Raw genomic sequence first — 25,345 nt, 5'->3', positions numbered from 1 at the left:
TGTTTCCCTTTATACGCTCATGTACAAGAAGTGTAAAGCAGAACTTGTAACCAGGATATATTTGAAATGGTTATTGCTTTATAAATTGCCGGGTTATCTTACTGCCGTTCCTGTTAAATACCAGTGTGTATACGCCCGGCCGCAGCCTGGAAAGATCCAGCCTGTTGGTCGTGTTCCTGACCGACATCACCGGCCTTCCGGTCATGTCAAATACCTGCATGAATACGCCTGTTAGATCTTCATCTGCTGCCAGTATCAGTTCACTGTTTGCCGGGTTGGGATAAAGGATAAATCCTTTTACTAACGGCGCCGAAGGAATGCTGGTCCGCTGTGCTGTATTATCAGCAGTTCGCGCACCGGAGCCGGCGCGTACGATCAGGGAGCTTGCCAGGTCGTTCCAGCCCTCATCTACGAGACAGTCGTTACTGGTTGTAAGCGCAAGGGAATTGCCGCCAAAGTTATCGTTTACGTACATGCGTGTACTATAGCCGCTGTTTACATTTACCGACGAAATGTCGTCATTCCTGATGCCATAGGAAAGCAGCCTGGCAAGGGTATAATCGCCTGCCGGCAAACTAACGCCCAGGCCACCGTAATTACAATCCCGGTAAAAAGTGACGGCAGCTGTATTGAGGTTCCCGCCGCCAAATACATTCCTGATGGCTGTAGCATAAGCTGCTGTTTGCGTACTGTTATCAATATCATCATACAGCCAGATAAAACCTCCCCTGATGCGTGTACTGCAGCTGTTCTTCCAGCTGCTTAACTGGCTTTGTACCTGCGCACTTGTTTTCTCTGCATCCCATAAGCCGGCATATACCGGTATGGTACCGAAGTTCCAGTTGCAGGGAGAATTATTGCGGCCACCGGAATAACATTGCAGGTCTATTCTGTCGATCGTTCCGGGACGCTGGTTGTTGGTATTGGCAGCGACGCTTGTCCAGAAACCGGAGTTGGTATAGGGCACCAGGCTGACCTTAAAACCAAGGTTGCCCAGCATGACTGCCAGTGCGGTGGATGAATTTACGTCGTAGGTACTCTCATCATCAAAGCCAATAGCGTCCACCATCGGGAAGGTATTCCGCAATGCCTGGAAGTTACGGTACAGGATACTGCTGCTGCCCGTACCCTGTGAAGCAATGAGATTTTTTATGTTGGCAAAAGTAGAAGATCCCCAGCCGCTGAGACAGAACTCCAGCCGGTTGATGGTAGTAGGCGCAGACTTCAGTCTCGCCATGTCGTCTACAAAATTGGGGTAGGAATTGCCTCCTATATAGGCGCCATTCTGCACCAGGGGAAACTCTGCATTGAAGTTGAAATTGCCGCTGGCATCAATGTGAATGGTCCATACCACAACGTAGGTATAGCCTGAATTTCTCAGTTCATTGATGGCATAACTGCGGTTCTTGTAAATGGGGCCGCCTCCGTAAATACCTGATTGCGCCAGCACCGTTAGGTGGCCGGCTGCAATCAGGACAGGAATAATAAAGCTCTTAATACATAAACGTGTAAATTTTTTAATCATACCTATGGAATTTTAGCGTCAGCAATAAATTATTTCGAGGGATGTAAAGGGCCGCTCATGGCCGGCTTCACAGAAAGAGCACTTAAAATACAGTATTGGAGAAAGGTGTATAAAGCAGCATATAGGACACTCGTTTGATATGGTTGACAGCTCGTTGGTTGACAGATAATCAGGAAAACAGCGATTAGAAACCAGGAATCAGGAACTACCGGCCGTGGCCTGTAGTTCCTGATTTCCGATTCCTAAGTTAGGTATTACAGGCGTACTACTTTCGCAGTACCCTTACGACCACTCTTCAGATGACTTGTTTTCAGTATCCAGGAACCTGCCGGTACCTGGGAGACATCCAGATCAACTGTTTGCTGGCCTTTAGCGCCTGCGATATATTGTTTGCGGATGATGGCGTTACCACCGGTGCTCCACAATTCGATCAGTACTTTTTCACCTGCTGCAGCGTTGAACTGTACTTTCAGTGTAGTACCTGTCAGCGGGTTAGGGAATACCAGTACTTTCTCATTCACAACGTTATCAGGTACCGGAGATACTGCCGCTACCGTAGCAGCGCTTGCTCCGCATGCACCCAGTGGTTTCCACCACCAGTCGGCGGTACCAGGCGTTACGTTGTACAATCCGTTGGACAGGCTTTCATACAGGTTGCCGTTGTATACCACTTTATCGCCCATGTTGTACACCGCAGGGTATGTCTGGTAAGTTGGCACGCCTGCACAGTTGCCGGTGTTGCCACCGCCGCCTACTGTAATAGTTACTGCGCCGCTGGTTGTTGAAGCATTGCCATTGTCGGTAGCTTTAGCAGTGATGCTGTAAGAACCAGCTGCAACATTGCTCCAGGTGTAGGAGTAAGGACTTGCAGTTGCTTCACCCAGTTTGGTGCTGCCGTTGAAGAATTCAACTTTGGAAACCGTGCCGTCAGCATCAGATGCAGTAGCCTGGATGGTTACTGTAGCAGGAGCTGTGAAGCTGGCGCCGCTGGCAGGTGAAGTGATGCTTACGGACGGCGCCTGGTTGCCGGGATTAGTGCCGCCGCAATCACGTACATAAGCCCAAACCTGGTCAGCACCACTGTGCGTATCAGGCTGTTCGCCCTGTGTCCACCATCTTGCCTTGTAGATCTTTCCATTGTAAACTACCTGCTGCTCGCCGGTGTAAACACCGGTAGCGGTCCAGGCAGCAATACCATCGCAGGTATTGCTACCTGTGCCGTTCACTGTAACGGAAACTGCTGATGATGTGGCAACAGCACCACCGTTATCAGTAGCAACGGCTGTCAGGCTGTAAGTGCCTGCTGCTACGTTAGTCCATGTATAGGTATAGGGAGCACTGGTGGCCTGACCTAATTTGGTCGCACCATTATAGAACTCAACTTTAGAAACAGTACCATCAGCATCAGATGCACTTGCAGTGATAGTGATGGAGGCCGGTGCAGTGAAGGAAGCGCCTGCAGCCGGAGAAGTGATGTTCACTACCGGCGACTGATTGCCCGGAGTAGAACCGAAGAAATAAGGATAGTAGTTGGCAGCGAACTCGCTGTTGTTCACTTTATCCCAGTTTACAGACCATGTCATGATACCACGCAGGCCGGCATATCCACCTGCTTTACGCAGTGTATAACCGCCGCCGTAAGATTGTCCTTTCATCAGGTAGTTCAGCGCTTTTTTCACTTCAGCAGGTGCAGTATAACCGCTACCGGCAGCACCGGGAGCCGCAGGCAGACCGAATGCTACCTGGTCTTCACGCAGTGCAGGGAAAGTCTGGCTGGTGCCTGATACAGGGAAGCCCTGCAACAGCATCTCGGTCATGGCTACGATGAAATCAGCTGTTGATGAGCTGTATACTTTGTTGTCCAGGCCCATTACAGAACCGGTATTGTACAGCTGTGGCTGTATCCAGGACAGTTCGTTGCGCAAACCGTAGATGATAGGCAGATAAGCGCCTACCAACGGAGAATAGGTAGCGCCGTAGGCTGTCTGTACGTAATATGTTTCAGGCGCCATTGTCAGCAGGCAGTTTTTACCCTGTGCCTGACGATAAGAGACGATCTCTTTCACTGCTGCGATCAGGTTCACCACTTTAGGCGTAGTTGGCGCCATGAAGTTGTTATCCCCATTGTTCAGCTGTAAAGAAGTACCACCTTCAATATCGATATCAAAACCGTCGAAGTTGTAAGTATCCAGCAGGTTCTTCATGCTGGTCACGAAAGACTGTTTGTTGGCAGTTGTAGCCAGCATCAATGTGCCGTTCTCTCCACCCAGTGACAGTAATACTTTCCTACCCTGTGACTGCAGTGCAGCGATATCAGCTTTGAAATCTGCTACGGTAGTTCCTTCCGGAGTAAAGCTTACAGTTGAATAGTCGCTGCCGGTAGTACCGAAAGCTACTTCTATCACATTATAACGGCTGTCTACATCGCGTAAGCGGATATATGGAGCAGATGCCAGGTTCCAGTTATGCCAGTAACCTACAACTACCTTATTGGTAGGAGGAGGATCAACCGTACCTGATTTCACGGTAACAGATACTACAGATGAAGTAGTGGAAGCGCCTGCATTGTCGGTAGCTACAGCAGTGATGCTGTAAGTGCCTGCAGCTACATTGCTCCAGGAAATGCTGAATGGAGCAGCTGTAACAGTACCCAGGCTGGTAGCGCCATTGAAGAACTGTACTTTTGCAATGCTGCCATCGCTGTCTGTAGCATTAGCGCTGACAGTGATGCTGGCTGGCGCTGTAAATGTTGCATTGGCAGTTGGCGCTGTCAGGTTCACTGAAGGCGGCTGGTTGGTTGGCGTGCTGCCATCAGCAAAAACAGCATTGATCTTGTTTACAAGCGGAGAAGTAGTATTAGGACAATAGATAAGCTTGCCCTTAGCAACGGTGTTGCTGGTCATGTTCAGCATGTCACCGAATACCTGCCAGATAATTACACCTGCCAGTCCATTGTCCTTGATATATTTAGCTTTCTCTCCTACAGAGCGCTCGTTGTCGTAGCTCAGGAAATAATTGCCTTTTGTTTTGTATGGTACTTTTGCTACATCGTCCCAGCCTTCAGTCCATCCGGAACCTGTCTGCTGCAGAATATAACTGTAGTTAGGCGTACCATCCCAGAGGTCTTTCTGCCAGTTGGTATAGTCGGCGCAGGTCTGGATAGGACCATCGGGCTGTACTGTTTCTGCACGTTTGGTAGTAGCGGCATTCAATGCAGCGGTACCGCTGGTTACAACACCACGGCCATAGAAAGGAGCACCGATGTTCACTTTGGACATATTTACGCCCAGGGCCTTCAGCGCTTTCACGGTAGCGTCTACAGAGAAGTTGCTGTATTCAGCGCCGGGATAATCATACAGTGGCGCATTATGACCGGCTTTATTAGACCATCCGCCATTGTAGTCGTAGGTCATCATGTTGTAATAATTCATTGAATTATTCAAACGTGACCAGTTAAAACCCTGCAGTTTAGCAGGGGCAGCGGCGAAAGCGGCAGTGATCAGTTTATTAGGACCGATAGCTGCTCTCACAGCTTCTACCAGTGCTGCGAAGTTATTAAAGTCGGCAGTGCTGTACTTTTCGATGTTCATACCTGCATCGTTGGGGTATTCCCAGTCGAAGTCGATACCATCGAAGCCCATGTTGATCAGGTCTACGCAATTGGCTACGAACCTCGCGCGTTTGGTAGCATCAGCCGCCATTTCAGGGTAGTGTTTACACATACTCCAGCCACCGATGGACGCCATTACTTTCACGCCTTTGGCATGTGCCAGGTCAATCAGCCCCTGTGCACCGCCCTGTTTGGGAACAGATAAAGGGAAAGCGCCGGTTTGGCCAGTATTTACATTTTTCCAGCCGCTGCCTTCGTTACGGTATCCCAGGGTGTAGGCATAGCTACCTTCAGAGATATAGTATAAAGGAGCATCCAGTTCACCTTTCAGCAGGAACAGGTCCCAGCTGCTGTAAATATCCTCATTTATCAGGGCGGCAGGTTCCTGTACGGCGCCTACCTGGTAAATATTTTTATTGCGGAAATCCCCGCTGTGCAGGGAACCGTCTTTCGCTACACCGAAAAAAGAGAAGTTAAGGATGGTGTACTGCGAATAATCCACGTTCAGCTGGTTATAGCCTCCTTTGGGCACGATGCCGGCCACGTCTTTCCAGGCATCCCATTGGGTGATATATCCTATCACCTGTTTGTTGTGGTTCTTTGTCGTTGCGGGCACCTGCGGGTTCACCTGCGCCATGAGGGGGGATATACCCAGCATGAGCAGTAACACCAGCAATGCATGTCTTACGCGATGGTATGACAATGCGCTACGAAAGGTAAAATTTACTTTCATTTATGATGGTTTTTTTGAGACGATATGGAACTACTGGTTTATTTCTGCTTACAATAATCCAAGCCACAGGTTGTTATTACGTCAGGTTGCTCTTTTAGTAAACATGTGCAGATATAAGACCGGTCTTCACAGGCAAATGGTATTTTAAGGCGTATGGTTAATATAAAATGTCTTTTAATTCGCTCTTTTCCAGACTCTCTATAAAGGTGTCGTACCTAACGTGGTATGGTACCATCCCAAAAATAATTTTTTTTGTTATATGCAAAACGCCCTCCCGGTACAATACCGGGAGAGCGTTTCACTATTTTTAGCAGTATAATCTTATTTGTGAATGATTTTCAACATGGTACGTCTTGCGCGCATGTATTGTTCATCCGTACAAGGTACACCTTTACCGCATGGATCATTGGGATCTTTACCGATATTCTCGTAGTAAAGTCTGCTTGAAGTTACACCTTTCCTCACCAGGTATTCAATTACCGCATAACAACGTAAAGCGGAGAGGTCCTTATTATAGGCGTCAGAACCACGGCTATCGGTATAGGAACGGATCTGCAGTTTCCAGTCAGGATACTGGTTCAGTACTACCGCTACCCTATCCAGCAGGTTTCTTGACTTAGTGGTCAGAATAGCGCTGTTATAGTCGTAGTAGAACTCCATGTTTTCCATTTTGTTCTGGATAGCATGGTCCATTTCTGACATTTCGATGTCCTGTTTGGTTTGTTGTGGCTGTGCTACCGCTACTGTTTCGATCTTCTCAACCGGTTTTTCTGCCACCGGTTCTGGTTCATATTCAGACTTTACTACCGGCTCCGGCGCCGTTACCACAGGAGCTGCAACTACCACAGGCGTCTTCACAGGCTTCTTACCAGGCGCTTGCTTCACAGGCGTACGCTTACCAGGCGTTGTCTTCACCGGTTCGCTTACCGGTTCTTTCACCGGCTCGCTTGCAGGTTCATTTTTCGCTACCAGCGGTTCTGAAACGGGGTGCTGTGTAGTAGTAACTGTAGTTGGAATATCTATCGGAGCGCTTACAGTCTGCTTAGGAGAGTGAACTACCGGTTCCTCAGCAGGTTTGGAAGGCGTTGATGTAGCAACTGTTCCAGGTAAGCTGATCGGCGCAGTTACGGTCTGTCTTGGAGATACCACCACCGGTTCGTCCGGTTTTGGTGTAGCTACTCCTGTTGATTCAGCCACTGGTTTCTCAGGCTTGTTCTGTGCTAATATAACCGGATTTGGATTTGATCCCGGCTCCGGATCTTTATAAGGCTGGATACCTTCGTCATTGTTGAATCTTTCTGTGAAGTGAGTATCCATGAAGCGGTAGATATCGTCGCTGCCACCGCCGCCAGGACGGTTGGAAGAGAAGTACCCTTCATACATATTCGCCTTCATGATGAAACCCAGATCATCGCCGCCGGAGTTGAACGGATAGCGCAGGTTCTGCAGGCGATGCCATTCGGTGCCCTTACCAGCTACACGGAAGATGTCAAAGCCTCCCATGCCCGGATGACCTTTACTGGAGAAGTACAACATGTCTTCTTCATTGTAGGTAGGGAATGCTTCGTCGAAAGGCGTATTGATAACCGGACCGCAGTTCTTGGGTTTACCCCATCTGCCGTTCTTCTGTTTTTCACTGTACCAGATGTCCATTTTACCCTGACCGCCTTTCCTGTTGGAGGCAAAATACATGGTCTTGCCGTCGCGGCTGAGGGCAACGTGACCGGTGGAATAACCAGTAGCGTTGATCTCTTTCAGCGGCTCGAGCGGTCTCCACTCGTCACCCGATTTCACGGACCAGAACACCATCATTGTACGTTCACCATTTACAGGACCGCGTTTCTTGCGGTTAGCGATATCCTGCTGCCAGGAGTTCAGTGTTACATAGATGGTATCTTCCCTGGCGTTGAAACATACAGGACCGATATGATAAGGTACCAGGGCTAACAATTGCGGCACTACTTCTTCAACGAAAGTATTGGCCACGCCCTGTGAATATTGTTTAAAGATATATGCCTTGTAGTACGGCTGATTGGTACGTGTGTCAATTTTCGGATTCTTCTCAGGCAGCAGGTTCATGGTCATTTTACGGTACCCGTTGGATACCAGCAGGAGACCCTGTCTTGTTACACCGCTTACATAATCAGAACCGGATGAGCTCAGCTCCTTGATATTCTCCATCGCCATGTCAAGACGGTTATTCTTCCAGGCGATAGCGCTGTCACAGCCAGCCATCATAGCATTCGCCAGGCGGACACTATCAGGCTTTGAACTTTTAAATTTGGCTATCTGTTGTTTTGCTTCAACATATTTACCCGCGCACTTTAATATTTCCCCATATTGCAAATGTGCCACTGGCGGACAATCAGGACGTTCGTCCATTTTCTCATACCAGAAAGCAGCATCATCATACTGGCCAATTTCACGATTGCAGGCAGCTATACGTTCCAGGAGATCAATAGAAGTCTTGGTCTTCTTCTTTGAGATGATCCTGCTATACAGAGATCCTGCAACAGCATATTCCTGTCTTTCAAAAGCCTCATCAGCCCTTACCCGCACGCTTTTCTGCTCCTGGCCAAACAGCATCACCGGAACCATCAGAGTGGTGCATAATAATATCGCGTAACAACGTAGCATATCGAGATTTGATGATCTTTTAAATATTAAAAATAGCGGGGATTGGATGTACTGAAAAGCTTTGAATTAAATAACAGACCGATCGAAAGTTCATGAGAGCCGCTTTGTACACCAGCCAGTTTGTTCATACTGTAGTCATAGGAATAACCTACACGGAACTTAGGAGAGATGTAATATTCGAGAATAGCACTTGCCGCGTTGGCCTTGTCAAGCGACGTATTGCTTACGACAGATTTCTTGTTGAATACGGAGAGATTCGTTCTGTAGGAACCGCCTATCCATAACAGTTCATCAATGTGCATCATCAATGTTGCATCCAGACCTGCAGGACCTGCAAAGTCAGTTTTGAACAGTACTGATGGTTTGAGGTAAATCTTATCATTCACCGGGAACATGTAACCTGCAGTTAAATAAACATGTTGTTTTCTGCGGATACTTTCATATGTATATCCTCTCCATTTATAACCGGAGCTGCTGTACTTGGAAAAGAGATCCAGCGCAGATACACCGATATAGAGCGAAGGAGTATAGAAATAGATACCTACACGTGCATCGGGAGCAGTAGACTTGGCAGAACCATCAGGAATGATACGGTCGCCGTTATCCAGGTACACCAGGTCTTTACCGCTCAGGCCATATTGTGTTGCACCCACACCGAGACCGAGACAGAGGCGACGGGTGTCCTCCTCATCCAGGCGGATGCGGTATGAATAGGAAGCATAAAGTGAAATAGCGCTCTGCGGGCCCAGGTTATCCATCATGGCCTGTACGCCGAGACCAACGTTTGCGTCTTTGGCACCTCTGTTCAGTGGACCGTCCAGCGATACACTGGCCGTACGTGGAGCACCTTCTATACCCGTCCACTGCTGACGGAATGCGGCGTTGAGATGCAGTACATCCTTATAACCTGCATATGCCGGATTGATGCTTAATCCGTTGAAGATATACTGGCTGAACTGGACACTTTGCTGTGCACGGGAACCTGCTGCCAGGCAAAGTAATAATACTACAGTAAACCATTTTTTTGTCATGTACATAATTGCACTTTTAGGATCACAGTTCATTATCTAATAATCATTACCCAGCCTTTGAATACTTTTATCCCTTCAGTAGGGCTGTTCAACTCAAGGCGGTAGTAATAGGTACCTTCGCTTAATCCCGTCGCATCCCAGTTATTCTCATAGTTAGGGTTCTGGTATACAACACCTCCCCAACGGTTGAATATGTATAATGCACTGTTAGGGTATTTATCAATTCCTCTTACTATAAAGTAGTCGTTCTTACCATCTGAGTTTGGCGTTACCACGTTGGAGATCACCATACCTGCAGCCTTACCGGCAGTCTTGATACTCGTTACGGTACCCTTGTCGCAACCCGCTTCTTTAGGGTCGCAATGGTAGGTTGCTTTGGAAGTGGAGTCAGAGTTACCACCGATCTGGATCCTGGCTGTGTTATCGATGCTCTTTATACCATCGGGCAGCGGATCAACTTTTACTTTAAAGTGCAGTGTGGCAATTGCGCCTGCTGCCAGGTTATTTACCGCCCACATTACTGTGTTTGAACCTACGAGGTGGATACCACCATCAGTAGCAGATGCAAAGGTTGTCAGGGCAGGAACCGGATCACTTACCTGGAGGGTAGGGATGGTAACGTTACCTGTGTTGCGTACATATATTATATATGACAGTTCTTCGCCTGAAGTTACACTGGCCTCACCGCTGGAGTTCAGTACTATTTTCCATCCTTCAAAAGAGGTCACGCTTACGATCTTAATGGAAGTAGACGGTTTACCGGCGCCACTTGGATCTGGCTGGTTTGGATCTGTAGCCAGGGATGGCAGCGTAGCAACGAAGCCTTTACCGTTCCCGTTATTTACATAAGCTGTATTTTCTATCGCTTTGGCCCCTGTCAGGTCCGTTGCCACCCTTACACGGAAGGAGCGGACTACCGCTTGTCCGGGGTCAATGGCAGGAATGGTCCATGTCAACAGGTTATTAGCATCAGGAGCTGCATCTGGTGCATCATAGAAGTTGGTATATACCGGAACGTAGTCGGTAACGATCACGTTTGTCAGTTGTTCGGTACCGGTATTCTGCACATGGATCACATATGTAACGAGGTCGCCCGACTGGATGGTACCGTTCGGACCAGTACCGGTGTAGGTAACGCTCTTCCAGGATATGGAGTTCATACCGTTATCAACCGGCGTTCTTGTAGAAGGCCATCCTTTGTCGGTACCAATAGCTGCATTGATATTGTTGTCTACGGCAGGAGCAAAAGTGTGCTGTAGTCCGTTTCCATCTCCGATATCCACATATCCGGTATTATTAATATAGTCTACACCGGCCAGGGAACCATCCACATTCACTGAAAAGGAAACCGAGGTCTGTGCACCCGGAGCGAGCGACAGGTTGTTCCATGACAGTACATCACTGTTCAGCGTACCACCGGGAGAAGCGCCATAGAAAATGGTATGTACAGGGAGTGTGTCTACTACACGCACTGTCAGGGCTTCGTCGCCGGTATTTTTAATAAAGATCTTATAATCGATCTGATCTCCCACTTTCACAGCACCGTCTGCACCTGAACCGTTGTAGGCATATGTTACCCATATGGAAACGGATTTGGTATAGGGTTTACCGTTGACGGTAACACCGGTAGCTGCTTTTCCGGCTGTCAGATTGTTTGCCTTCGCTGGCAACCAGGTCATACCTACTATAAAAAGTAGCATGAACAGGCAGCGATCAGACATCTTTTTAATATCGGTGAAGACCCGGCCAACTCGCTGCTGCACGATTTTTTGCAGATTCACGCGAGAATTATAATTTATGCGCATAGGCTTAGGATTACTGCAAATAGTATTTTGAATGCTGTTGTACCAATGTATTGCTCTCATTAGAAACGCCGGATACCCATTGTCCTCTCATTATTATATATATAGATCCGGGCAAGCCGGGGACGATGGTCAGGCATATGGAATATCGCTCTCAGAGCGGACCACAATTCGTATAAGGCAGCTTTCTTCATTGGTTTAGGATTATGATTTATAAATATCCGATAGTCAAGGATATAGTAAATTCGAATATAAAAATATCTATATTTATTGATAAAACAATATCTTTTTAAAAATTAATGAGCGTTACCCCCTCCTACTTCTCAGTTATAAATCAGAACATTACAAATGAAATCAGGGCACATACTATGTAAATTGGCATCTAAAAATGGCCATTTTCCGGGATCATTCACATGTGTTTTTATATACATATGATACCCCTGATCACCTTACTGATGAAGGCTTCGAAGCATTCAAATATATTTTTTATATCATACAATAAACATACGGGAACTGAGCGTTATAACTACCTTTGTCGGCTCAACGAAGACTTGGGTTATCCACATTTTTCAACCTGAAAACGACCCGAAATGTGGATAACTTTTCTTGTCACCCTTGTACGCATATTTTCAAAATGCCTTTTTTCAATAATATTATTTTACCCTATTTCTATGAGATTATCCCACGATCCTTATTTACAGCATAAAATTTCCATATGTGAACAAATCGCTATATTTACTCATATAATTGCAGTCACTTAGATCGCATGACCAGACCCGGCGGGAATAAGCAGTAAGTATATGCTCACCTTTTTTTGAGTACTAGCGCTTATTTTATATATGACGAAGATCATTAGTTGAAATCGCACCCGTTATTCTATTCATATTTACGCCACTGGAAAGACCATTCCCATATCTTCTACCTGAAAGACCATGTTTTAAAAAACAGCTGATGGAGGCTACACGCGCAACGGAAATAAACTATGCCATACGTGTGTCTGCATCTATGCTAACTCATTAATATTAACCAATTTAAAATGCACACGACCATTCCATTCTGTTATTACACAAGTAATTCTGGCCTGCGGAGACCTGAGCCATTAAGCATGCCTGACCAGTATCCGCTATATGTATGGGTATTGTAACCGGTTACATTCATACCTGTATATCAACCTGCAAACACTTTTCTGATGAATACTGCAGTCTATAAAATTTTACTTGTAGATGAGGATCAGGTATTTGTAAGACAGACCCGGCAGTTACTGATTACCCAATCTTATGACATCCATACAGCCTCCTCAGAAGAAGAAGGAATCATCATCTGCCAGCAACAGCAACCCGATCTTATCATTTGTGGTGCACACCTGCGTGGAACAGGCGGACATCATTTCATTATGGCACTAAGGAACGACCCTGGTTTTGATCATATTCCGCTGATCTTTATCAGTGTAAAAGATAACAAACAGGAAATGCGCATGGCCATGAACCTTGGCGCAGACGATTACCTGGCAAGACCTTTCAGAAAACGCGACCTGCTGCTCAGCATCCGTTCACGACTAGGCCGTTTTGCTAAGTTCAATCATGTGCATACACCTGACGAGACCAGAAGTGTATCTCTTGCTAACTCATCAACCGCACAACAGGCACTGTATCACCGGCTTGGTAAAGCGGAAAACCGCATCATTAAAATGATTGCGGAAGGCAAAAGCACCAAGCAGATGGCTGATGAACTGAATGTGAGCATCCGTACTATCGAAAATCACAGGTACAGGATAGCCGGCAAACTGGGTATTGCCGGTCGCAATGCGCTGACCGAATTTGTGATCAGGAACATTATACAGCAGCAGAAACAGTAGCCAACTGGAATCGGAATTAAGGGTCAGGAACCAGGAAACTCATTGCAGCAGCGCTTCTTCACCGATGCCGGCTATAATGGATTGACTAAAGTATCAGAATGTCGATTTGTATTCGTATTTTCTCATTCCTGATTCTTAATTCCTGATTTTAATTCTCCTGCGCCCATGATCAGATCCATCCTTCTCTCCACCACCCTTCTCCTGCACATATACAGTGTAAGCGCCCAACAGTTTACAATGGAAGCGGTTACCAGCTATCCCTTTCCCTCCGTTCTTACCAGCGCTTCCACCGGTAACGGTATTGCCTGGGCGCTGAATGAACAGGGGAAAAGAAATGTATATGTTGCCGCCGGTCCCGATTTCACGCCCCGGAAACTCACTGACTATACGCAGGACGACGGGCAGGAGATCAGCAGCCTGTCTATCTCGCCCGATGGTAAATGGGTGGTATATACCCGTGGAGGTGATCATGGTGGAAAAGAAAGCAGTAATCCTGTGAATGCAACCCATATGCCCATACCTCCCAAAACAGAAGTATGGTCCATTCCTTTTGCAGGTGGTACCGCCAAACTATTGTCTGAAGGCGATTTCCCCGCTATCTCTCCACATGGCGACAGTGTTGCTTTCATTAAAGGTGGACAGATCTGGATAGCGCCGGCAGATGGCGCATCTCCTGCCCGGAACCTGTTCACCGTGAAGGGTTCCTGCCACAGTATTGCCTGGGGCCCCGATGGCGCCGGACTTGCTTTTGTGAATAACCGCAACGACCATTCCTACATCGGCGTATACCGCAATGCGGCCAGCCCCCTGCAATGGATAGCCCCCGGCTTTTCCAGGGACCTTTCTCCCCATTGGTCGCCCGACGGGAAGCAGATCGCATTTATCCGTACGCCCGGTACCGGTGGTGCTCCCGATTCTCTGCTGGCACGCAAGCACCAGCCCTGGGCCATCTGGACGGCAGCTATTGCCAGCGGCGAGGGCCGGCTGCTATGGAAAGCTCCGCCTACTTTACCCGGCTCTATCCCTACCACCGACGGTGGTACGAATCTGAACTGGCCCACAGATGACAATATCACATTCCTCTCCTACCACGACGGATGGCCGCATCTCTATTCTATTACGCCAAAGGGAGGCACACCGTTGTTACTCACCCCCGGTGCGTTCATGGTGGAACATATAGAGCCCAGTCCTGATGGCAAATGGATCGTATTCAGCGCCAATACAGGCCCTGCAGCTGCGGATATAGACCGCAGACATCTGGCCCGCGTACCGGTCGATAAAGCGGCTATGGAACTACTCAGTTCCGGAGATGGTATAGAAACTTATCCCGTTGTAACAGGCGATGGTCATACTATTGCCGCACTCACCGCTACCGCACAGCAACCCTTACTGCCGGCGGTAATGCCTTTCCGGAAAGGCGTTCCCAAAGTGATAGGCAAAACGTTCTTGCCTTCCAGCTTCCCCGAAGCGCAAATGGTCACCCCAAAACCAGTTACATTCAAAGCGCCCGATGGCACCACCGTACATGCACAATTGTTTGAGCCTAAAGACAAGGCTGCAAAACATCCGGCCATCGTATACATCCATGGCGGTCCCCAGCGACAGATGCTGCTGGGATGGCACTACATGGATTATTATGCCAATGGATACGCTGTTAACCAGTACCTGGCCAGCCAGGGATTTATAGTGCTGTCGGTGAACTACCGTCTCGGTATCGGCTATGGATATGAATTCCACAAGCCGCCGCATGCGGGCATCATCGGGGCATCAGAATACCAGGATATCAAAGCTGCAGGCGAATGGCTGGCAGCGCAGCCGCAGGTGGATGCCAGGAAGATCGGCGTGTATGGCGGCTCCTACGGTGGCTTCCTCACCGCACATGCCCTGGGCAGGGACTCAAAACTATTCGCCGCAGGCGTAGATATACACGGTGTACACAACCGCTCGCAATTTATGCCTCCCCCATCTGCTACTACCGCCCCCGATGTTGATACCGCACTAAAAGTGTCGTGGATGTCCTCTCCCGTGGCCTATGTGAATACCTGGACCTCTCCCGTGCTGCTCATTCATGCCGATGACGACCGCAATGTGGATTTCGGCCAGACCATAGACCTGTTGCGCCGGCTGGAGGACAAAGGCGTGCCATTTGAGTACCTGGCCATTCCCGACGATACCCATCACTGGATGAAATACAGTAATGCCCTCAGGGTAGACGAAGCCACCGCAGCATTCCTGATCAGCCATCTGAAAGAATAAGATTATTGTTTCCCGATCTGTCCCAGGTGTGTGTCCTTAAAACCGGTTTCATATTTTAAACCGTAACCAAACATCCTGTCCATCACGGAATGGGCAAACAGGATATATGATAAGTGTGCGACTATAGTACCTCTTCGTATCGGCCTTCTACCTACGGGCTCTCTGGTATAGCATTTCAGGCACTATTGTATAGCGATCGCTATAGAATAGTGCCTGAAATGCTATACCAGAGAGCCCGTAGGTAGTACAATCCACTATATTGGTATACCTGTTGTACTATATTCATGCCGGCATCATCCTGGTAGCGATCCCGATCCTGTTCCAGGAATTGATAGCTACGGCTGCCATCATTACCTGGGCGGTCAGTTTTTCTCCCAGTACCTGTACGGCGGTATTATAGGTGGCATCGCTCACATGATTGCTGATACGGGTCACCTCTTCGGTCAGAGCCAGGATGGCTCTTTCCTCCTGGGAAAAGAAAGGTGTTTCTCTCCAGGCATTCAGCGCGTAAATGCGTTGTTCTGTTTCTCCCAGTTTACGGGCATCTTTTGTATGCATATCGATACAGTAAGCACAGCCGTTGATCTGCGAAGCCCTGATCTTGATAAGCTCCTTATGCAGGGGATTGATAGCTGTTGTATGAAGGTATTTTTCCATTGCCAGCATTGCTTTGTAAGCTTCTGGTTCTACCTGTGCCATATTAAGACGTGTTTCCATGATTTGCGTTTTTGTTGACACAAAGTTGCAACGCCGGCTGCTGCCAAAACTTAATCAAGTTCAAGAAAAGAGAGTTCAGATTTTCTTAGCCCTGATCTTACTGAGGAACTCAGGGGTAAAACCCAGGTAGGATGCTACCATATATTGCGGGATACGTTGCAGGAATTCGGGATACAGGTTACTGAAATGATAATAGCGTTCCTCCCCGCTAAAATCGTAGATATACCGGATGCGCTGCATAGAGGCGGCATATGCCCTTTGCAGGATCAGCCTGAAATAGCGTTCCAGGGCAGGTATTTTGGCAAAAAGCGCCTCCTGGACCCGCCAGTCCAATACAGCCACTTCCGAGTGCTCTACGGCCTGTATAAAGTATTGGGAGGGCTGCCTTCTGTCCAGGCTGTCATAGTCTGTTATCCACCAGTTATCAATACCAAAATGGATGATCTGCTCAGACCCTTTTTCATCAATGTAATACTTGCGGAAAACGCCTTTTAAAATAAAGTAATTGGCATTACAGACTGCATCCTGCCGGAGCAGGTATTCCTTCTTTTTTATCTCCTGGTATTGTATAAGGGATAGTATGGTCTCTTTGTCTTCCTCCGTGAGTGTTACGAATTTACTGATATGTGCTATGAGCCTTTGCATACACAATATTACGCTAAAGAAAGGAGGCTCCTGCCGGAGCCTCCTGTTTTAATATTTTGCCGCCTGACCTTTGGCGGGAATGGATTCCAGAATAAACTTCCGCAGGTTCTCGTTCGCCGCGGCCAGATCGTCCTTTCTCAGGTACATCATATGCCCGCTGCGATAACCTTCCCATTTGAGACGGTCTTTCAGTTTACCACCTGGGTCCATCTGCCACATGCTGTATTTGGCATTGAAGTAATCGCAGGCCCCGTCGTAATATCCGGATTGTACCAGGAGGTGCAGGAAGGGATTCTGGGCAATGGCCTGACGCAGGTTTTCGCCGGTCTTATCGTCCTTCCTGTCCCAGGGATATACATCACCGAACATGTTATATTTCAGGTCTGTTTTATACTTCAGTTCATCCCGCAGATAGATGTGGATAGCCGGCGTAAAGGCCTGTAACCAGGCGGTCAGCTCCGCATTATAGTCAGGACTGGTACCTCCTGTCTGCCGGTCAATGCCCCTGTAACGGGAATCCAGCCTGCCCACAGTATAGCCCTGATCGCGCAGCAGTTCTTTCCAGAAAAGGTTGGTAGACACATCCAGGTTATTTTCCTGCACTACCTGTTCCTTCAGTCCACTGTAACGTGCAACGCGGGCGCCGATGCTTTTACGTTGTGCATCATCCAGCGCTCCGCCTCTCGACAAAGCAGGGATCAGCTCATTGATCGTGAAGTTCTCCACTTCAGGCAGTACATCGTTCAGATCTTTCTGTTGCAGATCGGCAGGCAGCTTTTTATGATACCAGGCGGTAGCCGCAAAATAAGGCAGCTTCAGGGCGGCATCCAGCGGTCCGTTGCGCAGTATGCCCAATTCTGTAGGCGATACCAGTACAACACCGTTCAGGTACATCCACTGAGCGTCCTGTAGCTCCAGTGCCAGGCCGGATACACGGGTGGTGCCATAGCTTTCCCCTATCAGGAATTTAGGAGAGGCCCAGCGCCCGTTGCGGGTTACGAAAGTATTGATCCATTCCGCGAGGTATTTGATATCGGCATTTACGCCATAGAATTTGCTGCCGGGAATATCTTTGCTTACGGGGCGGGAATAGCCCGTATTCACCGGGTCTACATACACAATATCTGCAACATCCAGGATGGAATGCGGATTATCCCGCATGCCATAGGGTTGTACCGGGTAGCCTTCATCGTCTATGTTCAGCATCCGCGGACCGGTATACCCGATCTCCATCCATACGGAAGGAGTACCAGGCCCCCCGTTAAAGGAAATGACCAGCGGACGGCCGGATTTGTCTTTTACATCATCCCGCTCATAATACGTGTAAAATACGCCCGCAACGGGTTTGCCCTCATCATCCCATACGGGAATGCTGCCGGCGGTAGCGGTATAAGGCACGCGCTGCCCCTTGATGGTCACTTCATGTTTCGTTACTACGGAAGAGTCAACAGCCAATACTCTGGAAGGCGAGGGTTTCGTCTGCGCCCTGACCGGCAATACAGCCACCTGTGCGATGACCACACCTGTAAATGCCAGGGGCAATAAGATTTTGTTGATCATAAGTTGATTGATAAATGGTTTCAGGGTAAATATAATAGAAGCAATCGGCTATACAGCGAATTTTGGGATAAAAGGAAAATCCCTCTTGCTGTTGACCATATACTGACTATTATTATTCTCCCTGTACCCACACCGACACGGCGCCGGCAGCACACAGGAAGTCGCCCCATCCTTCCTGGTCTATCACAATTTCTTCCCCCCGTCTGCCCAATATATCTTTAAACCGTTTGCCTGCGTAACGCTTTCCCATCTCCATATGTTTCGTTCCTTCTTCGGAATTGGAGATCACAATAGCGCAACCGGTATGTTCCTTATCTCCTTCCCGGGTCCAGCCAATACAATTGGGATGATCGAAATAATCTCTTTGCAGGCCATACGCATATTGATCCCTGGCCGCAAGCAGTTTGTCCAGCCCTTCCACAGGCGCCAGTTCTACCCTTATTTCTTCACCGTCCTCCTTCCTGCCGGTATAGGTTGCACCATACAGATCGGGATAAAATACACAGGGATAACCATGTTCCCGCAATAATATCAGGGAGTAGGCTATTGGCCTGAACCAGCCTTCCACAGGCGCTTCCAGTGCCTGTAGCGGTTGTGTATCATGATTGTCGATCAGGGTCACTGCAAGGGTAGGTTGCTGCAATACCAATGAGCCTTCAAAAATGGTAGTAAGATCATAATCCCTGCCCGCTTTGGATGCATCAAAGAAGTTGTGATGCAATGATGCGTCAAAGAGAGACATCCGGCCCTCTACAGCATCTATATATTTCAGTGACAGTTCTACATCGTCGGCCGCCCAATATTCCCCCACAGCAAAAAGATCCCGGTGAGCATATTTCCTCATGTGGTCCAGCCATTCATTCATGAAACCGGGCGTGATGTGTTTCACCGCATCCAGGCGGTAACCATCAGGCTTTAGGGTATCGTAGTACCATTCTCCCCATCGCTTTACTTCTTCACGCACCGCGGGATTACGGAATTCAATATCGGCGCCCATCAGGAAATCAAAGTTGCCTTTCTCTTCATCTACCACATCTTCCCATAGTTCACCATATTCATTCTGTATACTGAAAATCGCATTCTCGTCGGAACCGGTAATGTGGTCTACTCCTGTAAAACACTGATGATCCCATTTAAATGTGGAATACTTACCCTTACGTCCGGGAAAGGTAAAGCGGGTATAAGCTTCTGCCAGCATAGGATCTGAGATGAACTTATTCCTGTCTTCCGGATCTACTTTCCTGACAGTTATCTTTTCTGTCTCATCGCCTCCCATCAGGTGGTTGACCACTATATCTACATACGCCTGCATACCGGCGTCATGGATAGCTTTTATAGCAGCTATGTATTCCTGCCGGGTACCGTAACGGGTGCGCACTGTCCCTTTCTGATCAAATTCACCGAGATCGTACAGGTCATATACATCGTAACCTCGGCTGTTGCTGCCTCCTGCTCCCTTATAGGCCGGAGGCAGCCAAACGGCGTTAATACCCATAGCAGCCAGTTTAGGCGCTTCGTTTTTTACCGTATTCCACCAACTTCCATCTTCAGGTGTGTACCAGTGGAAGTACTGCATCATTGTACCGTTTTTCATCCGTTATTATTAAATGGGGAAAGATGTGAATGGCGGTACAAACCACATGCCACCATCATTTACATGATGGTCATGTCCTTTTCCCGGGAGGCTGGCGTTACTTTCAACAGCTCCGTTGTACCATTGCTTACCCTTCCTTCAATAACGGTATTGCAGGGAGCATGCAGTTTAAATACCGCATTCGAGTCTGCCGGTCAGGCCGGCAGGAGGTAGATCTTTCTTCCACATGTGGATCATATTCCCAGGTGTTGCAGGCATTATCCGGGTCAGGTTTACCGGAATAGGCGCACTCTCTTCTGCATCTGTAATACCTTTTCAGGTGCAGCGTATCCTGCCGCAGTTCCGGCAAACGGGCAATATAACATTGTATTTTTCGGTATTTATGCGTTTTTATCGCCAGATTTCCCTTAGATTTGTATTGCTCAATTGAACAAACAAATTCCACCTATCTCGCTGAACCTGCATTGCGCCACAACGTTCCTGTCAACGTATAATATAACCATTTACGTTAATGCTTTAAACCATTAGCAGCATTATTCATTTCAAGCATTATCACATACGCTTTTAATATTTATGATGACAAGTAGTATTGAACAACTTGCCGGTAAGAAAGTATTATTTGCTACTATCTCAACTGATGCCCATATTGATCCTTTGACAGGCTTAGCGAAGTATTTACAGGATTGTGGCTGCGATGTAAGATGGTATGCGTCTGAATACTATACCACTAAATTCCACCGGTTATACATTTATCATTACACACCGCGAAAGCACAGGCAGGTAAATGAAGAAAATGCAGATGAGCCACCCCCCGGCGGCACCAGGGTCAGGGACCGGGTAGCAAAACTGAACCATCACTTAACCCATACGTTTGCGAGGCCTGCTGCCAGGCATTTTGAGAACATCCGCAGCATCTTTGAAGTATTTCCCTTCGATATCGTGATAGTAGACAATATGTTCACTGCCGCTCCTATCATCCGCAAGATTCTAGGCATACCGGTCATTGCCATCGGTGTGGTACCCCTGGCGGAAGCTTCGCGTGACCTGCCTCCCTACGGCCTTGGCATAACGCCTTCCCACCATTTGTTAGGGCGATTGAAGCAGGCCGCTTTACGTTTTCTAACAGATAAGATACTGTTCAAAGAATCTTACAAAGTATATGAACAGGTTTTCAAAACATACGGTATCAGGAATAAAGGTGCGAACATGCTGGACAGCATTATTAAAAACGCCGACCTGGTCCTGCAGATAGGTACGCCCGGACTTGAATACCAACGCAGGGATATGGGTAATAATATCCGTTACATAGGCGCTCTGCAGCCGTATTCAGCTGATGAAAAAAAATTGCCGTGGTTTGACGACAGGTTGCATCAATACAGGAAGATCGCGCTGGTTACACAGGGCAGAACGGGTAAAGATGTCAACAACATCATTATCCCCACACTGGAAGCATTCCGCAATACCAATGTGCTTACTATTGTCGCCACAGGAGGATCGGGGACGGAAGCCTTACGGGCAAAATATCCCTATAGCAATGTTATCATTGAAGATTATATTCCTTTTGCCGACGTAATGCCTTATGCAGATGTCTTTATTACTGACGGAGGTTATGATGGTGTGCTGTTAAGCCTTCAGCACAGATTGCCCATCATTGCTGCCGGTACGGACGAATGTAAAAACGAGACCTGCGCCAGGATCGGGTATATGAAGTACGGCATTAACCTGCATACGGAAAATCCCGGTGCAGATCAGATCAGCAAAGCATTTGACACTATATTAGCGACACCGCTGTATAAAACGAATATCTCCAGGCTGAAGGAAGAGCTCAGCCAATACGACCCTGTTCCGCTTAGTGCAGGGTATGTGGCAGACCTCCTGACGAAGCGGCCTGCGTGAGCGCAGATGGTTTAATAGATATCAAACAGCTTTTGCTGTGGTGGCTGTTTTTTGTTGATATTGGGCGACAGGCTGTTTTCCAGCTGTAATATTTTCGCCAGGGGCGGTTTACTGGTAAAAATGCCGGTAGACTGCCCTTTCCTGATCCCTCTCACGAAACAATAGATCACGCCACCAAACTGCTTTTCATAGTTAAATGCATGCAGGCGGCTTTCCAGGTACTTCTTGGCAGCCAATGTGTAGATGAGGTATTGCAGATGATAGTTGTTCTCGTTCATGGCGATGGACAATGCCGCCGGTGTGTAATCTTCCGGCGAATCGCCCAGGTAGTTGGACTTCCAGTCAAGTATATAATATTTCCCTTCATGCTCAAAGAAGAGGTCCATTTTGCCGTTCATGATCCCTTCCAGTTCATGACTGCCATGCTCGTGGAAGCGGCGTACCACAACGCTGGTCCTGTCGTCAGAAAGGCCATTCAGCATATCAGGAAAGAAAGCAGACACGGGGAAGTCAAATTCGAATTCCGGGATACGTTTATGCCATACAACGGCAGATAAAGGGAAGGTCTGCCCCCCTACTGTAATGTCAGTATGTAATACATGTTCCAATAGCTGGCGCAGCATCGGCATGTATACTTCCTGTTGCCCCGGTACAAAACGGCGGATGGTTTCTGTCAGCCATTTCTCCCAGCGGCTATCTTCTGAAAAGTTGATGTTCTCAAACAGGAAGTGCAGCAGGTTACCTGTCTTTGCACCTCTCTTCAGTGTGTGAAAGATGAATGTCTCGTAAGGATCTTCCTGTTGCGAGGCGCGTACTTTCAGGCTCTTATCGGCCTTTGCGGCCAGCATGGTATAGCTCATCTTCCGCCAGTTCTGTTCTTTCAGCACAAACCTGACAGGAGCATCTGTACCGGTATTCACCAGGCTCCCCGTATTCCTGCCGGCATCCTGTTCCGGCGCCAGCGGGAGGTCCTGTTCAAACTTAATAATGTCCGGAGATGGCGCTGCTGCTATCAGTGCCTGCAGGAAGGTCAATAAGGTGGAATTGCTGTAATACTTGCTGTTGTTACGGAAAACAAAACATTTATATACGCCTCGGGTAATGGCAACATATAACAAACGCCTGTTCTCCTGTTCTGCCTGGCGGGCATACGAGCTGCGCTGTTCTTCCGTCATGCGTTTCTTTTCCACACCCACATAATCGCCCGTAACAGGATCGCGGAAGCTAAAGAACTCCGCGTGCTTGTTCTCCACAAAATCAAGGAAGGGCGCCATGACGATCTTATATTCCAGTCCCTTGCTCTTATGGATGGTCACAATGTTCACCGCTTCCTCATCACTTTCCACCCGCTGCTCATATTCATCTCCTTCTGTGGCCATACCGTCAATCCCGCGCTTCAACCACGATACCAGTTCAGTCATGGACAAATTCTTACGGCTCTGGATCTGGTGTACCAGTTCCGTTAGCTGAAACAGGTTGGAAATAACGCGTTCGCCACTTTCCGTATGCGCATGCAGTAATATATTCCGAACATTGAAGTCTGTAATAAAATCCATCATGGCAGTATAGATACCATCCTGTTGCCAGCGGTTCTTATAGTTGCCGAAATAGGCAAGCGTGATTTCATCATCCAGCAGGAGTACATCTTCCAGTTTCAGATTTGTAAAAGGGGACAATAATGCACGGTTAATGGAAGACCTGTTAGGTTCCAGCATAGCCTCCAGCAGGTACAAGAGGTAGGTAGCCTCTTCTGATTGCAACACCCTGGCGTCATCTACAGTTACAGCCGGCACTCCCAGTTTTGCCAGCTGGGCTTTCACTTCCCTTCCCTGCCGGCCGGTACGCACCAGGATGCCAATATCGGATGGTTTAACAGGGCGCCTGCTTTCTTCATTCCCGATGGTATATTCCCCGCTTCTCAACAACAAAGCCACCTGCGCAGCTACGCTCTCCGTCAGCTCATTGCTATTGGATGCATTAAAAACAGTAATGGGTACATCTGCCGCTTCGCCTCTGAATAATAGCCCCTTTGTATTCTTTTCGGGGCTTTCTACCTCTATGTAGTTGATCGCATTTCCTTCTCCGCTGAAATAGAAGGTATCGAAATCGGGCGAGGGCAGGAAGAAGGTATTCATGGCCGCTATAAAAGGCTCAGACGAACGGAAGTTATGGTTCATACCGTACACATGCTGTACGCTGGCCCTGGCCTTGAAATAAGTGAAGATGTCTGCTTTACGCCATGCATAGATACTCTGCTTGGGATCGCCTATATAAAACAGGATCGTTCCGCTGCCGAATGCTTTCTCGAATATTTCGTACTGCATCCTGTCAGTATCCTGGAACTCATCCACAAATACAGCTTTGTATTTTTCCTGCAGCACTTCTACCAGTCGGGGATTATTCTTTTCCACCAGTGACCTGTGCAGGTTAGTGATCATATCATCATAACTCAGCAGGTTATTGCGCTTCTTATAGCCCTTCACCCCTGCTGCAATTTCTTCTATAGCAAAGCAGTACAAACGGCTGATCACCTGTTGCACAATACCTTTGCGTTCTTCGTCCAGGGCTGCCACTTTATCGAGGCGTTCCAGCAGATCCGGAAATAATTTGGCAATGTAACCTGCGGAACTGCGTTTCTCTTTTATAACCCCAATGAACTGCAGAGGATCGTCTATACAGGGCAACAATGCCTTCTTCGCATACTGGTTTCCTTCACACAATGTTCTCAGCCTATCCATATTATCCTTCACAAAGCTCTCCAGTTCTTTCTCAGCGGCATCTTTCCTATCGTCAGCAGCATCCAGTTGCTGCAGCCATGCTTCCTGCTCTTTTACTTTAATTTCATAGCGTTTACCCGGTTCGTAAGCGAAGTAACGCTTACCTCCCATATGCTCATTGAGAGCGGTGGTAATGCCAGACATCATACCCGGTTCCCAGATCTTTTCCAGCAGGCGGATATGCAGGGTGGTCACATATTTACGCCAGAATTTCTGTACTTCCTCCTCTATCAGTGTCCGGGTATCCTGTATCATTTCAGCCCCAAACAGCTGATCGGTTTCGAAGGCAAATTCATTCAATGTTTTCTGACAGAAGCTGTGTATGGTCAGCACGGCTGTTTCATCGAGGAACAATACTGCATCTTTCAGCTGTTGCTGTACCTGTTCCAGGCCATTACGCTCCATCGCTTCTTCTACCAGCCGCCGGATGTTATCATCCTTTATCTCCAGCCCCTGGCTTGCCTTGTGGGCATGCCGCACAAACAGGCGGATACGTTCTTCCAGCTCTGCCACGGCAGCTTTTGTAAAGGTCACCATCAGGATCTCTTTTACAGACAATGCATTTTCAAGCACCAGTCTCAATACGAGAATGGCGATGGAATATGTTTTTCCTGTACCGGCGCTGGCCTCTATCAGGTTGCTATCCTGTAAGGGCACGGTGCCTGCGTCAAAATCCTGGTAGTTGATATGTTCCGTCATTGTGTTCT

General features: G+C 48.0%; 14 protein-coding genes. 3 read left to right on the top strand and 11 right to left on the bottom strand.

Annotated elements, in window-relative coordinates:
* Nucleotides 1-70: 70 nt before the first annotated feature.
* The 5 genes from MYF79_RS10800 to MYF79_RS10780 form a co-directional block, all read right to left on the bottom strand.
* The gene (locus MYF79_RS10800) at nucleotides 71-1,525 is read right to left on the bottom strand and encodes a T9SS type A sorting domain-containing protein (RefSeq protein ID WP_247813884.1); all 1,455 of its coding nucleotides are present in this window, start codon (nucleotides 1,523-1,525) and stop codon (nucleotides 71-73) included.
* A gap of 254 nt (nucleotides 1,526-1,779) precedes the next feature.
* Nucleotides 1,780-5,868, bottom strand: a complete 4,089-nt coding sequence (locus MYF79_RS10795; protein ID WP_247813883.1) for a glycosyl hydrolase family 18 protein — start codon at nucleotides 5,866-5,868, stop codon at nucleotides 1,780-1,782.
* A 321-nt stretch (nucleotides 5,869-6,189) separates the two neighbouring features.
* Nucleotides 6,190-8,505 (bottom strand): OmpA family protein, encoded by a 2,316-nt coding sequence (locus MYF79_RS10790; RefSeq protein WP_247813882.1) that lies wholly within the window; start codon nucleotides 8,503-8,505, stop codon nucleotides 6,190-6,192.
* A gap of 26 nt (nucleotides 8,506-8,531) precedes the next feature.
* The gene (locus MYF79_RS10785; protein WP_247813881.1) at nucleotides 8,532-9,542 is read right to left on the bottom strand and encodes a type IX secretion system membrane protein PorP/SprF; all 1,011 of its coding nucleotides are present in this window, start codon (nucleotides 9,540-9,542) and stop codon (nucleotides 8,532-8,534) included.
* A 26-nt stretch (nucleotides 9,543-9,568) separates the two neighbouring features.
* On the bottom strand, nucleotides 9,569-11,317 hold the full coding sequence (locus MYF79_RS10780; protein WP_247813880.1) for a gliding motility-associated C-terminal domain-containing protein: 1,749 nt from the start codon (nucleotides 11,315-11,317) through the stop codon (nucleotides 9,569-9,571).
* Nucleotides 11,318-12,527: 1,210 nt separating this feature from the next.
* Between MYF79_RS10780 and MYF79_RS10775 the strand changes: the two genes are divergently transcribed.
* Together MYF79_RS10775 and MYF79_RS10770 are read left to right on the top strand one after the other, a co-directional pair.
* Nucleotides 12,528-13,193, top strand: coding sequence for a response regulator transcription factor (locus MYF79_RS10775; protein ID WP_106602516.1), 666 nt, complete (start codon nucleotides 12,528-12,530; stop codon nucleotides 13,191-13,193).
* A gap of 165 nt (nucleotides 13,194-13,358) precedes the next feature.
* On the top strand, nucleotides 13,359-15,449 hold the full coding sequence (locus MYF79_RS10770) for a S9 family peptidase (protein WP_247813879.1): 2,091 nt from the start codon (nucleotides 13,359-13,361) through the stop codon (nucleotides 15,447-15,449).
* Nucleotides 15,450-15,451: 2 nt separating this feature from the next.
* Here the strand turns inward: MYF79_RS10770 and MYF79_RS10765 are convergent, their stop codons facing one another.
* The 5 genes from MYF79_RS10765 to MYF79_RS10745 form a co-directional block, all read right to left on the bottom strand.
* Nucleotides 15,452-15,523, bottom strand: a complete 72-nt coding sequence (locus tag MYF79_RS10765; RefSeq protein WP_247815083.1) for a DUF4260 family protein — start codon at nucleotides 15,521-15,523, stop codon at nucleotides 15,452-15,454.
* A 208-nt stretch (nucleotides 15,524-15,731) separates the two neighbouring features.
* Complete coding sequence (locus MYF79_RS10760) at nucleotides 15,732-16,166, bottom strand: carboxymuconolactone decarboxylase family protein (protein WP_247813878.1); 435 nt, start codon at nucleotides 16,164-16,166, stop codon at nucleotides 15,732-15,734.
* A gap of 75 nt (nucleotides 16,167-16,241) precedes the next feature.
* The gene (locus MYF79_RS10755) at nucleotides 16,242-16,811 is read right to left on the bottom strand and encodes a Crp/Fnr family transcriptional regulator (RefSeq protein ID WP_247813877.1); all 570 of its coding nucleotides are present in this window, start codon (nucleotides 16,809-16,811) and stop codon (nucleotides 16,242-16,244) included.
* A gap of 48 nt (nucleotides 16,812-16,859) precedes the next feature.
* Nucleotides 16,860-18,371, bottom strand: a complete 1,512-nt coding sequence (locus MYF79_RS10750; protein WP_247813876.1) for a S10 family peptidase — start codon at nucleotides 18,369-18,371, stop codon at nucleotides 16,860-16,862.
* Between the two features lie 112 nt (nucleotides 18,372-18,483).
* Complete coding sequence (locus MYF79_RS10745; RefSeq protein WP_247813875.1) at nucleotides 18,484-19,965, bottom strand: alpha-amylase; 1,482 nt, start codon at nucleotides 19,963-19,965, stop codon at nucleotides 18,484-18,486.
* Between the two features lie 573 nt (nucleotides 19,966-20,538).
* Between MYF79_RS10745 and MYF79_RS10740 the strand changes: the two genes are divergently transcribed.
* Complete coding sequence (locus MYF79_RS10740) at nucleotides 20,539-21,861, top strand: glycosyltransferase (RefSeq protein ID WP_247813874.1); 1,323 nt, start codon at nucleotides 20,539-20,541, stop codon at nucleotides 21,859-21,861.
* An 11-nt stretch (nucleotides 21,862-21,872) separates the two neighbouring features.
* Here the strand turns inward: MYF79_RS10740 and recB are convergent, their stop codons facing one another.
* Nucleotides 21,873-25,337, bottom strand: coding sequence for an exodeoxyribonuclease V subunit beta (gene recB, locus MYF79_RS10735; protein ID WP_247813873.1), 3,465 nt, complete (start codon nucleotides 25,335-25,337; stop codon nucleotides 21,873-21,875).
* Nucleotides 25,338-25,345: the final 8 nt, after the last annotated feature.

It is taken from the genome of Chitinophaga filiformis, from assembly GCF_023100805.1.
GTDB classification, from domain to species: Bacteria; Bacteroidota; Bacteroidia; order Chitinophagales; family Chitinophagaceae; genus Chitinophaga; species Chitinophaga filiformis_B.
The sequence above is the reverse complement of the archived record's forward strand: the minus strand, read 5'-3'. Positions and strand labels throughout refer to the sequence as shown.